The 14,020-nt window shown below is 72.0% G+C and carries 13 protein-coding genes and 2 pseudogenes; 6 read left to right on the top strand and 9 right to left on the bottom strand.

Features of this window, described 5'->3' with window-relative positions:
* Positions 1-136 precede the first annotated feature (136 nt).
* Positions 137-427, top strand: coding sequence for a transposase (locus tag CRP39_RS01465; RefSeq protein ID WP_172442237.1), 291 nt, complete (start codon positions 137-139; stop codon positions 425-427).
* A gap of 88 nt (positions 428-515) precedes the next feature.
* On the opposite strand, the pseudogene CRP39_RS01460 reads toward CRP39_RS01465, so the two are convergent.
* From CRP39_RS01460 to CRP39_RS01450, 3 genes and pseudogenes are all read right to left on the bottom strand, one after another.
* Positions 516-928 (bottom strand): annotated as a pseudogene (locus tag CRP39_RS01460) (IS5 family transposase); the annotation flags it as partial.
* A gap of 252 nt (positions 929-1,180) precedes the next feature.
* Positions 1,181-3,046 carry an alpha-amylase family glycosyl hydrolase gene (locus CRP39_RS01455; RefSeq protein WP_097203728.1) on the bottom strand — a complete coding sequence of 622 codons (1,866 nt, stop codon included), beginning with the start codon at positions 3,044-3,046 and terminating at the stop codon, positions 1,181-1,183.
* 4 nt (positions 3,047-3,050) lie between these two features.
* A complete protein-coding gene (locus CRP39_RS01450; RefSeq protein WP_097203726.1) occupies positions 3,051-4,082 on the bottom strand; it encodes a DUF3616 domain-containing protein in 1,032 nt (343 codons plus the stop codon).
* Positions 4,083-4,336: 254 nt separating this feature from the next.
* Here CRP39_RS01450 and CRP39_RS01445 point away from each other — a divergent pair, with 254 nt between their 5' ends.
* The 3 genes from CRP39_RS01445 to CRP39_RS26280 all read left to right on the top strand — a co-directional run bounded on the left by CRP39_RS01445 (position 4,337) and on the right by CRP39_RS26280 (position 6,151).
* Complete coding sequence (locus tag CRP39_RS01445; protein ID WP_097203725.1) at positions 4,337-4,573, top strand: type II toxin-antitoxin system VapB family antitoxin; 237 nt, start codon at positions 4,337-4,339, stop codon at positions 4,571-4,573.
* Complete coding sequence (locus CRP39_RS01440) at positions 4,570-4,899, top strand: type II toxin-antitoxin system PemK/MazF family toxin (protein WP_097203723.1); 330 nt, start codon at positions 4,570-4,572, stop codon at positions 4,897-4,899. Before CRP39_RS01445 ends, CRP39_RS01440 begins: the two co-directional genes overlap by 4 nt.
* 586 nt (positions 4,900-5,485) lie before the next feature.
* Entirely contained in the window at positions 5,486-6,151 is a 666-nt protein-coding gene (locus tag CRP39_RS26280) for a hypothetical protein (protein WP_143426508.1), read from the top strand.
* Positions 6,152-6,903: 752 nt separating this feature from the next.
* On the opposite strand, the pseudogene CRP39_RS27320 reads toward CRP39_RS26280, so the two are convergent.
* Positions 6,904-7,149, bottom strand: a pseudogene (locus CRP39_RS27320) (IS3-like element ISAar45 family transposase); the annotation flags it as partial.
* 851 nt (positions 7,150-8,000) lie between these two features.
* On the opposite strand from CRP39_RS27320, the gene CRP39_RS01435 reads away from it, so the two are divergent.
* Complete coding sequence (locus tag CRP39_RS01435; protein WP_097203721.1) at positions 8,001-8,450, top strand: PGPGW domain-containing protein; 450 nt, start codon at positions 8,001-8,003, stop codon at positions 8,448-8,450.
* A gap of 326 nt (positions 8,451-8,776) precedes the next feature.
* Here CRP39_RS01435 and CRP39_RS01425 read toward each other — a convergent pair whose 3' ends face one another.
* The 3 genes from CRP39_RS01425 to CRP39_RS01415 form a co-directional block, all read right to left on the bottom strand.
* Positions 8,777-9,679, bottom strand: coding sequence for a phosphotransferase family protein (locus CRP39_RS01425; RefSeq protein ID WP_216359568.1), 903 nt, complete (start codon positions 9,677-9,679; stop codon positions 8,777-8,779).
* Between the two features lie 322 nt (positions 9,680-10,001).
* Positions 10,002-10,184 (bottom strand): hypothetical protein, encoded by a 183-nt coding sequence (locus CRP39_RS27135; RefSeq protein WP_216359567.1) that lies wholly within the window; start codon positions 10,182-10,184, stop codon positions 10,002-10,004.
* A 348-nt stretch (positions 10,185-10,532) separates the two neighbouring features.
* Positions 10,533-11,132 carry a TIGR03086 family metal-binding protein gene (locus tag CRP39_RS01415; RefSeq protein WP_097203720.1) on the bottom strand — a complete coding sequence of 200 codons (600 nt, stop codon included), beginning with the start codon at positions 11,130-11,132 and terminating at the stop codon, positions 10,533-10,535.
* 327 nt (positions 11,133-11,459) lie between these two features.
* Between CRP39_RS01415 and CRP39_RS01410 the strand changes: the two genes are divergently transcribed.
* The gene (locus tag CRP39_RS01410) at positions 11,460-11,960 is read left to right on the top strand and encodes a cupin domain-containing protein (protein WP_172442235.1); all 501 of its coding nucleotides are present in this window, start codon (positions 11,460-11,462) and stop codon (positions 11,958-11,960) included.
* Positions 11,961-12,059: 99 nt separating this feature from the next.
* Here CRP39_RS01410 and CRP39_RS01405 read toward each other — a convergent pair whose 3' ends face one another.
* Together CRP39_RS01405 and CRP39_RS01400 are read right to left on the bottom strand one after the other, a co-directional pair.
* The gene (locus CRP39_RS01405; protein WP_097203716.1) at positions 12,060-12,719 is read right to left on the bottom strand and encodes a response regulator; all 660 of its coding nucleotides are present in this window, start codon (positions 12,717-12,719) and stop codon (positions 12,060-12,062) included.
* On the bottom strand, positions 12,716-13,963 hold the full coding sequence (locus CRP39_RS01400; RefSeq protein WP_097203715.1) for a sensor histidine kinase: 1,248 nt from the start codon (positions 13,961-13,963) through the stop codon (positions 12,716-12,718). Before CRP39_RS01400 ends, CRP39_RS01405 begins: the two co-directional genes overlap by 4 nt.
* Positions 13,964-14,020 lie beyond the last annotated feature (57 nt).

Genomic DNA, 14,020 nt, shown 5'->3' with positions numbered 1-14,020 from the left:
GCCTTGAGGGGCCCCAGTTCGCCACGGCGGCGGATCGACGCCAGCCACAGCGTCCGGCCGGGAAGTCCAAGTGAAGTGACCCCCGTTGGCTGAACACCTCCAGACTTGGCACCAGCCAAGGGAGGGAGGGCCCCGGGTGGGCCGACGGAGCAAGTACCCCGAGGAGTTCCGGCAGCGAGCCGCGCAGCTGGTGTTGGACAGCCGTCGCAGCGTCCGCGAGGTCGCCGGCGAGCTCGGAATCAATCACGAGACGCTGCGCAACTGGGTCGCCGCCGAGCGCCGCCAGCGGGCCGATGGGCCGGCCGCGCTCAGTGCCGATGAGCGGATGGAGCTGGGCCGGCTGCGGCGCAAGGTGGCCGAGCTGGAACTCGAGCGGGAGATCCTGAAAAAAGCCGCGGTCTTCTTCGCTCGGGAGACGGGCCGGTGAGCCGCGGACTGGTCTGCGAGTTCATCGCCGCGGAGACGACCAGCTACGGCGTGCGCCGTCTCTGCCGAGTGTTCCGGCTCAGCCCCACCAGCACGTTCAGCGGCAGCCCGTGGGCGTCGACGAGCAGGTGGCACTTGCTGCCGGCCTTCCCGCGGTCGGTCGGATTCGGGCCGGTCAGCGCACCCCCCTTTTCGCCCGGACGCTCACCGAGTCCAGGCTGGCTCGTGACCAGTCGAGTCGACTCTCCTCGCCCAGGCGGTCGAGCACGCCTGGTGCACCCGGGCGAAGACGCCGGCCTCGGCCCACTCGTGCATCCGCCGCCAGCAGGTCCAGCCCGACCCCGTAGCCCAGCTCGCGGGGCAGCTTGGTCCAACCGATTCCGGTGGTGAGCACGAAGGCGATGCCCTCGAGTACGTCTCGGTCGGAGACCCGCGGGCGACCGGTGCGGCCATGCACTGCTGGCCTTTGCGGCGGGATCAGCGGCTCGAACAGCGCCCACAACTCATCGCTGATCAGCCGGGGCGCCGGGCGCGACCTGCTGCACGACATCGGCGACGAAGGCGCCGTACCCGGCCGCGAGGTCCGGGTACTCGTCCACCGGGACGACATCCAGGAGGTGCAGGTCGTCCGTGCACGCCAGGCCGACCAGCCGGCCGCCGGCGCTGCTCGGCGCTCACGTCGAGACCGGCCGCTCAAGAGGGCGCTCGGGCGACGCATCTGCAACGCATCTGCGACGCATCTGCGACGCCGGGCCTACAGCAGGTAGACACCGCCGTAGTTCGACGACACGGTCACCTCGCGCGACTCCCAGGCCACGCCGACGACGACGTCGGGCTGCGGCTGCGCCGTATCGCGGTCGAGCTGCTCGATCCACCGTCCCGCCTGCGGCCACCAGACGGGGACGGTCCGCGGCACGTCGGAGAAGTTGAGCACCACAACCGCGGCCTCCGCGGGCGCGACGCGGCGGAAGACGATGATGCCGTTCCGGCGGTGCTCGCCACTCGGCTCCAGGTAGAAGTCACCGCGGCTGCCGAACACCGGATGTGTGCGCCGGAGGTCACCGAGGATGCGGTACAGACGGACCAGGGCCCTCCCCGCGTCGTCGTAGAAGTACTCCCAGTGCAGCGGGCGGCTGAAGGTGATCCGGCGGGGATCGGTGCCACCGGGGAGGTTCCAGTTCTCGGCGAACTCCTGGCCCTGCCAGAGCATCGGCACGCCCTTGGCGGTGTACTGCGCGATCGCATAGGGCTGGGTGCGGGCCCACAGGCTCCGGTCGCCGAACGGCAGCTCCAGCTGGTCGACCGCCGACTCGACGCCGAGCCGGGTGACGAACCGCGCGTGGTCGTGCGACTCGATGTACTGGAAGGGGGCGACGGGGAAACGGTCGGCCTGGTTCACGAACACACTGGGGTACTTCTGCTGCGGGCCTAGCTCGGGGTCCAGCCGGTGGGCGTATTCGTCGGTGGCGCCGGCGCCCCGCGCCTGGGTGATCGCGGCGTCGAGCAGCTGGTTCTGCCAGGCCGTGTTCGAGTACGTCGCGGTGAGGGCGAGCACCGGGGCCTCGAGGAACTCCGCGCACTGGATGATGCGGCTGCGCGCGCCGTCCCCGGCGAAGAACCGGGGGAACGAGCCGAAGTCCTGACTCAGCCGGTAGGTGCGGTAGACCAGGCCGGCGTAGCCCTCGCCGGCCACGCCGTCCCAGAAGCCGGGCACGTAGTCGTACCGGAAGCCGTCGACGTGGAACGCGGTCAACCAGTAGCGGTTCACTGCGTCGAAGAACTCGCGCGTGAACTGCCGATGGTAGTCCCATCCCGGGGCCAGTCCCCCGAACTCACCGCCGAACGGCCCCATCACCGGATTCGGCAGACCGGACCGGCGGTACACGAGGTTGTAGGCGAACTCCGGGTGCGCGTGGGCGTACACCGCGTCCAGGACGACGGCGACGCCGGCCGCGTGGCAGGTCTCCACCAGCCTGCGGAACGCGGGGGCGCCGCCGTACCGGTCGTCGGGCGCGAAGTAGCCGAGCGGGGTGTAGCCCCACTCCACGTCCTCCTTGACGTTGGTCACCGGCATCAGCTCGAGCGCGTTCACGCCGATCCCCGTGAGATAGGGGATGCTGTCGGCCACCGCGGCGAATCCGCCGCCGAACTCGCCGACGTGCAGCTCGTACACCACCAGGTCGTCGACCTCGGGCACGGTGAAGGCGTCATCGGCCCAGCCGTGGTCCGGGTCTGCCCGCGTCGAGAACGCGGACAGCGTGCCCGTGCCGGCGGCGCGGCCGAAGGGGTCCGCGAAGAACCGCACGACGACCTCCTCGCCGAGGCCGGCCTGGCGCAGGAGCTGATAGCGGTACAGGTGGTTGCCCGGCTCGCCGAGGTGGCCGGGACCGCCGGTGAGCTCCACCTCGGCAGACCACAGGTCGTAGGCCGAGCCCTCCTGCCAGTCCAGGTAGTACTCCCGCGGCGGGACGTCGCGGACGAACTGATCCCGCTCGTGGATGACGAGGACCTTGACCCGGTAGCCGGCGGTCCAGGTAATCGTCGGGAGATGCAGCCCGAACTGCACGCGCGGCGGGGCGTCATCGACGACGTGCGCGCCGACCTGCGCCAGGTCGATCATCGGCTCAGCGGGGCAGCGGCACGACGTCGGCGAGGACGGTCCGGCCGTCGTCCCGCCGGCGGGCAGCGGCCGGGGTGTCGTAGACGACCAGCACCGCGGGCACGGCGGCATCCGGGACCAATGTGATGCCCTCGGCCTTGTCGCGTCCCTCCTCCGGTTCCGCCCCGTCTAGGTGCAGCGGCAGCGGCACGTCCAGGCGGGTGAGCTGCTCGTCGCGGACCACCGGGAGCTTCCGCTTGCGGACCGCGCCGTGCCAGCGGTAGAGCCGGGTCGGCCCGTCGGGGTCCATCGTCGGGCCGGCGAGCACCAGGAGGTCGTCGCCGTCCCGGCACAGGTCCCGCACCCCGAGGCCGTCGAGCCGCAGGAAGTACTTGTCGTAGTCCCGGAGGGCCAGCCGGTCCGGTCGTCCGGGAACCTCGTCGAGCCGCAATTCCAGGACGACGGCCCAGCCGCGCAGCACCGGTCCCCGCAGCCCCACGAGCACGGTGCCGTCGTCGATGACGGCCAGGCCCTCGACGTCGAGGCCGTTGTCCTTGCTCGGGACGGCGAGGAACGGGGCGAGGTGCTCGTCGGTGGACAGCGCGTCAGCCAGTCCCCCCACGCTCCCGAGCAGCGCGCCCCGCCCGGGCGTGCCGTCGTCGACCCGGAGCCGGAGCACGACGTGCCGGTTTGGATGGGACCGCACGGTGCGCAGGTTCGTCACCGCCTCGGCGTCGTCGTCGGTCTTCTCCACCCGCTTGCGCGTCCGGCTGTGCGAGCCCACCAACCACAGGTGGTTCCCGGCGCAGTCCAGCCCCTCGACGTCGACCTCCTTCTCCGGGCCCTCCGGCAGGTCCACCAGGTCCCCCAGGAGGAACGACCGGCGATCGCCGTACCCGCCGTCTCCCGATGTGCCGAGTCGCTCCAGGCGGGGCTCCTCGTCCCCGGCGATCCACAACCAGTCCCCGTCGCGGCAGACCGCCGAGAGGTCCTTCAGGGCCTCGTCGGAGCCGGCGCCCGCCCCGAACCGCAACTCGACCTGACGTCCAGCCGCCATGATGCCCTCCTTCCGCGTGCTGGCTCCCGGTCATGCCTGGTCCAGGCTGCTCGCTCCGCGTCACGGGAGCGTCAAAGCGTGCGGCGCCGTGGGGGCCGAGGTCGACGTGAGGTCCGTCATCGGACGTCTCGCCGGTGTCCTCTCGTGCGTGCAGGCGGGGGCCTCGGCAGGGGGGTCGAAGGATGCAGCGCACGTGGCACCGGGGGCGGACGTCACCGTGGTGCCACAGAGACCTGCAGTGGCATGATTGTGGCATGAGTAGAACACGGCTCAGCACGACCGTCGACGACGATCTCCTCCAGGCCGCTCGACGGGTGCGATCCGGTGACACCGATGCCGCCATGATCGATGAGGCGCTGCGCGCGCTGGTGGCGCGCCACCGTTCGGCCGAAGTCGAGGCGAGCTACACCGCCTACGATGAACACCCCCTTGACGAACCGGACGAGTGGGGTGATTTGGCGTCGTTTCGCGAAGCCGCCGGACGGTCGTGACTACGCTGCCCGCGCGCGGTGAGGTCTGGTGGTGCGAGATGGCCGAGATCGGGCGCCGCCCGGTCGTCGTCCTCTCCCGCGACGCGGTGATCCCCCGACACCGGCGCGCACTCGTCGCACCATGCACCACCACGATCCGCGGCCTCGTCAGCGAAGTCGGCCTCGAGCCCGGCGAGGACCCGGTACCCCGCCGCTGCGTGGTCAATTTGGACTCGGTCGAGAGCGTCTCCGTCGCGATCCTGGTCGAGCGACTCGGACGGTTGGCCGACACGCGCATGCGGGAGATCTGCGAAGCCCTGGCCGTCGCGGTCGACTGCGCGGACTGATGCTGTCTCGGTGCTGTCTCGGCGGAGGAACCCACCCGAATTGTCGCGCGACGGTGGCCACGCCGTCGGCCACCGTCCCGCATGACCGGCCCGGCAAGCCGTCCCGGACGGGGAGGAAACAGGCACTCGCTCCTCCCGGCCGGCGTGGGCAGCAACGGCGCCGCGAACCGCAGCACTCGGCCGGCCGCTGACCGCGCTACAGCGAGGAGCCGCTCCTCCGGCCGGCTGTTTGGCGCTGAGGCACGTGGAAGGCACGGCCCGGGGCCTATGTCCGTCTGACCAGCAGAGAAGTGCGCAGAGAGCCATCGCCTTCCAAGCTGACTGTGCGGGTTCGATTCCCGTCACCCGCTCCACGTTCTAATCAGCTCGTACGCCTGGTGTGGCTAGGGCCAGCGTTGACGGACGCCGAGGCTCACCCTGGCCCGCGGGAACGCGGTCGCCCAGCGCGGTCCGGCAGATCATCGGATGCTGCATCCGGCGAGCCGCGGTCGATGACGTGTGGTTGACGAGCGAGTGACGGCCGCTTCCTACCCTCCGTCAGCAAAAGACAGTCCGGCTACGAGACGCCGCCTGAGGAGGCGCTGCGATGAGTAGTCTCGGTCCTCTCCTCGCCGCCGCGGCGGCACTGGCCGCCGTCATCGGTGGGTACCTCCAATTTGTCGTGAGACGATCGCTGCTGCCGTGCATCGAGTTCGATGTCGCCTTGACGCTCCTCCAGCCGTCTGCCGCCGCCACAAGAGTGGCGGAGGTGACCTTGTCGATCAAGAACGTGGGCCCAGGTGTCGGATTCGTGAAAAACGTGCGCTGCCGCGTGCTATATCGGCTCGTGGGAGAACTCGACCTGCACCCGAACGGTGTTGAGCCGCAGTTCGCACATCGCCTTGCGGATATCGCCAATCGCTTGAGTAACGGGGACGCGGGTAGCGACACAGCCGTGCGAAGTGAGCCACCGGACCGTGCTGCAGAAGCAGGAAAGATTGTGCGACTGACCAACCCGGGCGACGATCCCAGGTTCATCCAGGCAGGGGTAACGCAATGGTATCGCCGGCCGCTGACCTTCCCTGCTGATGCCGACCTGGTTCGGATCCGTGGCGAATTCGACTACGCAACTGGCGCCGGACCGATACGCCGCGCCGTCGCAAAATTGGCATTGCCCGAGCTCGCCGCTCAGAAGGGCTCCCTTAAGCGGGCTGTTCCTTACACGGTGAGGCGAACATTCGCGGTCACAACGACCCCGTCGACGGGGTCGTGAAGCCGAGCCTCCGCGGCCTGGAGTTGTCCTGAATTCCGCCGATCAGCCAACGGGCCGAGCCCCAGTCCTGGGCCCAGGTACTCGAACTCGCTGATCGCCAGGCCGTTGGTGCAGCTCGCCAATGTGGTGCAGCGGTCGGGTGACCGGAAGACCCCCATCGCAGCCGGCGTAGACCATGTTCGGGTTCCCCGACTCGAACGCGATGCTGTGCTGGTCGGGATGGATCGACTGGCCCGTCGTCCCGGGTTGCTGATCCGTCTGCCAGTCCACGTCGTCCCGGAGAGGTCACCGCGGTGCACCTCGTGGAGCCGCAGTAGACCTGTGAGTCCCGGTCGGGTGCGGCGGGCGTCGTACCAGTCGTACCAGGACTGCACGGTGGCCAGTCCCGGCGGCAGGGCCAGCGCCGTCCAGGTACTGCCCACCCGGCGCCACAGGTAGCCGCTGGGGATCTGGCTGCAGTCAGGCTGCGGGATCCAGTTGCGCAGCGTCTCGCGGTTGATGCAGTTGCTCGCCGATCCGCGTCACGCCCCGGGTCGCCGGGTCGCGCCGGGCGTCGACCGCCATCCGGGTCGCCCGCTGCCGCAGCTCGTCGGGGCATTTCCTTGGTGCCGCCATGACTCTCATCCTCACGTGGATTGAGAGCCTCCTGAGACCCGGCACCGAATAACCTGCGACAGCGGCGGGCGGGTCAACGCCGAGTTTTCCCTACTTCGAGGGCTACTACAACCACGCCGCCGGCACTCCGCTCTCGGTTACCTCAGCCCCGCTGACGACGAAACCGTCTGTGTCTCGTATTCGACCGGGGTGAGCCGTGCCAGGCGCCGCTGGTGGCGTCGAAGTTGGCGGGTGACTGAATCCAGGTGATGATCGACAGCCGTAGTTCGTCCCTAGTCGCCCAGCGCTGCCGGTCGTGCACGTTCTCCGACAGCAACGCGAAGAACCGATCCAATCGCGGCGTTGCAGCCGCAGGCGCCGACCCGGCCCATCGAGCCGGGGAGGACAACCGGGACTCGCTCTCTGGCCAGCGTGGATGCAATGGCGCGGACCGTGGCGGCGACGGGGCAGAGCAGCTCGCTCATCGGACAAGCACGTTGCGGCGCAGCGCGGTCACGGCCGCGGTACTTCGGCCGTGTCCGCCGCGCCGGCGCGGCCGCAGTTGCCTCCGCGAACCGCGGCACTTGACTGGAACGGGCCGAGCGACAGCACGGAGCCGCCCTTCCTGCCGCCCAATTTTGAGGATGAGGCACGCAGAAGGCACGGCATCCGCCTGACTGGGCGCTGACCAGCCAACGGGGGTCACTTCAAACAGTGGCGCGGCCTGGCTACCCGCTACGACAAGCACGCCCGCAACTACGCCGGCGCGCTCAACCTCGCCGCGCTATTGACCTGGCTCCCCATGATCCGCCAGACACTTCCTAGCGGGCCCCTTGGACTCCCAAGCCGGTCGACCCGATGCTGGCATAATCCCAGCCGTCGGCAGCGCGTTCAGTCTTGTTCGCCGCAGTACGTCTGCGCAGCTCAGGCGCCATAGGGAACCAGCGCGGACGGAGGCGGACGACTCGAACGGGGCCAACGGTGGTCACAACACACTGCCCGACCTGTGCGGACGTCGCCTCGGCCAACCTCAGGTCGGTACGCAGCAGCGCGCTGAATTGCGTGTAGTCCAGCCGCACCGTCCAGGTGCCGGGGGCGCGGGCACCGGCGCGGGCGCCCCGCGCAGCGCCTCGTCGAGCCCGGCACGGCCGGACAGGTCCTCCGGCTTGGGCATGCCACCGACGCTGAGGGCGGAGTTCGACACGCGGCCGGGCGATGCCGCATGCCGACTCGATGAGTTGGGCACCACCCAACGGTGAAAACCGCTGTCGTCGCCGTCCTCGGCGGCTTGCTGACCCTCGCCGGCATCGCGCTGCTCGTGCTGCCCGGTCCCGGCTTCGTGCTGATCGCCGCCGGCCTGGCGGTGCTGGCCACGCGCTTCTCCTGGGCGCAGAAGCCGCTGGACTACGCCAAGGACAAGGCGCAGGAGGGCGTCGAGGAGGTCGCCAAGAGCCCGTGGCGCGCCGCCGGGGCGGTGCTGGCCGCCCTGGTGCTGGTCGCGCTCGGCGTGCTCGCCCTGGCCGGGGTGGACCTGCCGTTCATGAACGCGTTCACCGCCGTCGTGCTCATCCTCTCCGGGCTCTTCCTGGTCGGGACGGTCGTCTTCGCGCGTCGCCAGGAGAAGCTCGAGCAGGCCCGGGCGCACCGCCCGGCCGGCGAGCGGGGCACGGCCGGCGCCTATCGAGCCGCGCCACACGGCAACTGAGCACCGCGACTCAACCCCGGGCGGAACCGGCGACCGGCCCCGGCCGCCCGCTGAAAGGCGTGACCGACCCCCAGCACCCGCCGATCAGCCCACCGTGCGGCGACGACCTGGCGGCCCACCGGCAGCAGCCCGTCGGCGGTCAACCAGCTCGAGCTGCTCCTGACTGTCGTGCAGGCTGGCGAGTACCTCCGCACAGGTGAGCGGTTCGTCCGCCGGCTCATCACCGAGTGCCGGATCGGCTACGTCAAAGCCGGGAGGCGACAGCGCGTACCCGGTCGGAGCGACGCGGAGGACCGCCGGTCGCCGGCCGCGGTGTCTCGAACGACTCAGCCGGGGAAGAGCCAGCACATCCCGATCAGGCTCTTCTTCACGTAGGCGTCCTGGCCGGTGGCCAGGCCGTGGACCAGGTCCTCCAGCAGAGCGCAGCGGGCGAGGAAGACGATGCGCCGCCGCAGCCCCGCTGCGTCGTCCGGTTCCGGTCCGTAGGCGGCCAGGGCGGCGTCGAGCGCGGGCGGGCCCAGGTCGCGCAGGATCAGGCCGAGGTCGCGGGCGGGGTCGGTCAGCGCGGCGTCGGTCCAGTCGAGGATGCCGGTGATCCGGCTGGTCCCGGGGTCGACGAGCACGTGTTCGATGCCCAGGTCGTTGTGCGAGAAGACGAGTCGTGGAGCCGGCTCGGGTGGTTCGGCGTCGAGGAACGCCCGTACGGCCGGTCGGTGCCGGGCGGGCACGGCGTCGCCCAGCCGGGCGGCCAGCACCAGCGCCTCGCCCAGCCACGCGGCCGGCGCGGTGTCGTCGGGATCCACCAGACCGGCGGCCTCCTCCGGTGGGATCGCCGCCAGGGCAGCGAGCAGCCTGCCCAGCGCGGCACCGACGTCCGCCGCGAGCACGGTGCGACGCTCGGCGACCAGGTCCAGCACCGGCCGGCCGGGCAGCTTCCGGTAGACCAGGCAGCCGTCACCGGCCGCGATGACCACCGGCACCGGCGTCGGCAGCGGCGAGCGTGCGGCGATCCCGGTCAGCAGCCGGGCCTCGCGCCGCACCTGGCGGGCGCGCTCGACAGGGTCGGGATCGCGACTGAACCGGGCGACGAGGTCGCCGTCGACGTCGAAGGTGGTGTTGTCCAGTCCGGCGCCGAGCGGGGTCACCGCCCCGTCGGCGCGCTCGGGCAGGTGCCGGGCGAGCAGGTGGCGGAGCGTCGCGATCGCCGGGTGGTCGGCAGGGGTCGGCACGGCGTCTCCCGGAGCTTCAGGTCTGGTGGTCGGCGGGTGGGGCGCTCGGATCATCGAGCGCACCGGGCACCGGCCGCCCGGCGAGGAACGCGCGCACGGCGGCGACCACGCCGACGGGGTCGTCCCCGTACAGGTCGTGCCTCGTACCAGGCAGATGGACCAGCCGGCTGTCGGCAAGGCGTCGAGGTACTCCGCTGCCGACGCCCAGTCCAGGTGGTCGCACCGGCCTCTTCCCCTCGAGCACCGGCACGCCGGTGTCCGCCAGCGCCGGCTCCCAGCTCGTCGGTCCATGGCAAGTTCCCTTCGATGGCTGCGCCCATGCTCACCGGCGCTCCCGCCGGAGGACGCCCCGGCCCGGATGCCAGCTCTCCACCACCAGGTGGTCGGGCGGCTCACCGATGCGGACGACGACCAGCTCGGTGACGTCGAGCCGGAACAGGTGGGAGCGAGGCTGGCCCCGTCCGTTGACCGCCTCGACCAGCTCGGGGTCCAGAACCTCCTCCACGCGGCCGGCCAGCTTGGCGTCCCGGACCAGGCCGGCGGGTCCACGGAGGCGCTGTGCACCGCGCAGCGCGGATCACGGCGCAGGTCCAGCGCCTTCACCGACTGCCACATGCAGCCGAGCCACAGCTGCCCGTCACGCACGTCGAGCTCGATCCCGCTGATCCGCGGCGAGCCGTCCTCGCACAGCATGGCCAGCGTCTGGTGCCGGCCGGCGGCGAACAACGCCTCGGCCCGCGTGGTCGAGACCGCAGTCGCCAAGATCCTCCAGGAGTCGGCGGTGAGCGAGACGCCGTCGAGGGCCAGCCGTTGGCCGCACGCCGTCGCCAGCCGGACACCTCGATCCCGGCACTCACGCCGGACGCCCGGCCGCTGCGGCCGGCCTCGGGTCACGGCCAAGAGCGGCCAACAGCCGCTCGGCGTCGGAGGCCCCGCCCGGCGCCGGCCGCGCAGGCCGGTACATCCCGGTGGCCGCCAGCCCGTCGCCGAGCGCGAGCACGGTCGGCAAGGTGGCGGCCACCGCCTCGGGGTCCAGCACCACGTCCTGGCCGGTGGCCACGGCCAGGTCCCAGCCGTGCACCAGCGGCTCGATGAGGGCCAGGCCCAAGACCTGCTCGACCGGCTGCTCTCCGAACGGTGTCGGTACCAGGCTGCCTGGCGGCACCTGCACGAGCGCCGCGGTCGTGTCCGCGCGGGCGCGCCGCCACCCGGCACGCGGCTCCGGACCGAGCAGCCGCCCCAGGGCCGCTGGGTCGGTCATCGGTGCGCGCGGACCGTCCCCGGTGGCGAGGGCCACCACGTGACGCTGACCGTCGACCAGGTGGCCGAGCAGCTGCCGAGCCGACCAGTCCGGGCAAGGTGTGGGTGCGTCCCACCGGCCGGCCGGCGTGCCCTCGACCACCCGGGTGAGCTGGTCCAGTTCCCGCAGGTACCGCTGGAGCGCCGAGTGCATCTGCCTCCTCCTCCATCTCCATCTGCGCGCGACGCTAGAAGCGTGTCCTCCGGCGGCGCATCCCCCCGAGGTCGCGGCGTCGACCGCGCCCGGGCGACCGTCCCCCACGTCACCGGACGACGTCCGGGCGCGTGTGCGATCGACCGCGGCTGGAACTCGAGGGGTCGGGACAGGCACACGGGCGGGTCGCCTCCGGGACGTGGCCGGTACGTCGGCGGGCAACCCCGGATGCCGCCGCCGCGCAGCAGACGGCGCAGCCGTCGACCCCTAGCGTCGGCCTCGGTCGGGCGCTGCTCGCACCCGGCCCTCCGACATCGGGAGGCCGCCATGACCATGGACCGGGACGGGCGTGTGCTCCGGCTGCCGACCGGCGAGCAGATCACCGTGCTCACCTCAGGAGCCGACAACGGCGGCAGTGCCTTCGAGGTGGAGGCGCTGCTGCCACCCGGTCTGTCCGGCCCGCCCCGCCACCGGCACCGGTACGAGACCGAGGTGTTCACCGTGCTCGACGGGGTCCTGCGGGTGCGGCTCGGCCGCGAGACGCGAACCCTGTTCGTCGGCGAGTCGGTCACCGTTCCCCCCGGGACCGTGCACGCCTTCGCCAACCCCTCCTCGGAGCCGACCCGCATCCGCACCCGGGAGACTCCGGCCGGCCCGCTGGAGGAGCAGTTCCGGGCGCTGGCCGCCGTTGGCAGGCTGCCGCCCATCGGCCGGCTGGCGCGCATCACCGTCGACTCCGGGTACTCCTTCGCCCTCGCCGGCATCCCCGACCGCATCCAGCGGCCGCTGTGGCGCCTGCTGTCCACGCTGGACACCGACCGGCGGTGAGTCGCAGACCCGCGGCAAGCACCTCCACCAACGGCGTGACGTCCTCCGAGTACGTCCGGGTGGACTGACGCGGCTCGACGGGCGAGCGCGTCCGCCGTCTCACTCCCCGGGGACGACGAGTCCGGTCTCGTAGGCCAGCACCACCAGGCGGGCCCGGTCGCGCACCCCGAGCTTTGCCAGCAGCCGGGAGACGTAGGTGCGCGCCGTCGCCGGGGAGAGGAACAGCTCCCGGGCGATCTCCTCGTTGGACAGCCCGCGTCCGACCAGCGCGAGTACCTCCCGCTCCCGTTCGGTGAGCTCCCGCAGGGGGGTGTCGTCGACGGTGGTCCGCAATCGGTCGGCCAGCGAGCGCATCACGGTCCGGGTCACCGATGGGGACAGCAGTGACCCGCCGGCGGCGACGGTGCGGATCGCCTGCCGCAGGTCGGTCGGTGAGACGTCCTTGAGCAGGTAGCCGGCCGCGCCGGCGCGGATCGCCTCGAAGACGTGCTCGTCCTCGTCGAAGGTGGTCAGCACCAGCACGCGGACGCCGTCCAGGTCCGGGTCGGCGACGATCTGCCGGGTCGCCTGCAGGCCGTCCAGCTCGGGCATCCGGACGTCCATGAGGACGACGTCCGGGCGCAGCTCACGGACCCGGGACAGCCCCGACCGGCCGGTGCCGGCCTCCCCGACCACAGCGATGTCCCCGTCCCGCTCGGCCAGCGCCCGCAGCCCGGTGCGCACCAGCTCCTGGTCGTCGACCAGCACGATGCGGATCACGGAGGCAGCCTCGTGGGGAGCACCGCGCGCACCACGAATCCGCCGCGATCGCCGCGGCCGGCCCGGACCTGGCCGCCCAGCACGGCTGCCCGCTCCCGCATGCCCGCCAGCCCGACGCCGCCGGCCGGCTCGTCGTCGGAGCACGAGCCGCCGTCGGGGCGGTGGCCGTTGCCGGGGCGTGGGTCGTCGCCCCGGCGCGGGGCGTCCTCCGGGCACGGGCTCGGGCCGTCGTCGGCGATCACCAGCTCCAGTCGGTCGCCGCGGACCCCGGCGGTGACCGCCGCATGGGTGGCTCGCGAGTGACGGAGCACGTTGGTCAACGACTCCTGCACGATCCGGTAGGCCGCCGCCTCGATCGCCTCGTCCAGACAGCGCTCGGGCACGTCGACGTCCAGATCGACCGCGAGGCCGGCCTCGCGAGCGTTGTCGGTCAGCCGGCCGAGGCCGGACAGCCCCACCGTGCCACGCTCGGCGCCGGCCGCCGGGGAACGCAGCAGTTTCACCGTGGCCCGCAGCTCGCGCAACTGGGCCGAGGTCGCCGCGGCGATCTGCGCCACCGCGCGCCGGGCGGTCTCGTCGTCGCGGCCGATGGCCTCGGCGGCGACGTTGCCGTGCAGGGCGATGACCGACATCGCGTGCCCGACCGAGTCGTGCAGGTCCTGGGCGATGCGCACCCGCTCGGCCTGCAGCCGCCGCTCGCCCTCCCGCGCCTGCTCGGCGGCGGTCAACGCCCGCAGCCGCTCCTGGGAGAACCGTGTCTCCCGGCGGGCCCGGACGCTCACACCCAGGGCGATCGCTGCGGCGACCAGCGCCACGTTGGTGAGCAGCTCGTAGCTGAGCAGGTACGTGGTGGGCAGGCCGTCGTACACCCGGGCCCACGCGGCCACGCCGACCAGTACCACCCCCGATCCGACCGCCCAGCGCAGGGCAGCGACGTCGGCCGCCCGGTACAGCGCGGCCACCGCGGGCAGCGCGATGCCGATCGGTGGGTAGTCGAGGGAGTAGTAGGCGAAGACGCCCGACACGGTCAGCACCAGGACCGGGCGGGGAGCACGCCGGCCCGCCAGGACCAGGGCACCGAAGCCGACGGCGAACAGGTAGGCCCCGGCGGTGGCTCGTCCGGTTCCCTCCAGGTCGGCGGCGATGACCAACGCCACCACCAGCGTCTGCGTCGTGGCCAGCAGCCCGTCGGTCAGGCGCTGGTCCACCCCGTCGGGGCGGCCGGCGGCCGGGTCGCTGGGCACGCGATCAGCCTAGGAACGTCGGCCGCCACCGGGCAGTCCTCCCGCGTCGACCTCCGC

The organism is Geodermatophilus sabuli, from assembly GCF_900215145.1.
In the GTDB taxonomy this organism is placed as follows: Bacteria; Actinomycetota; Actinomycetes; order Mycobacteriales; family Geodermatophilaceae; genus Geodermatophilus; species Geodermatophilus sabuli.
The sequence above is the reverse complement of the archived record's forward strand: the minus strand, read 5'-3'. Positions and strand labels throughout refer to the sequence as shown.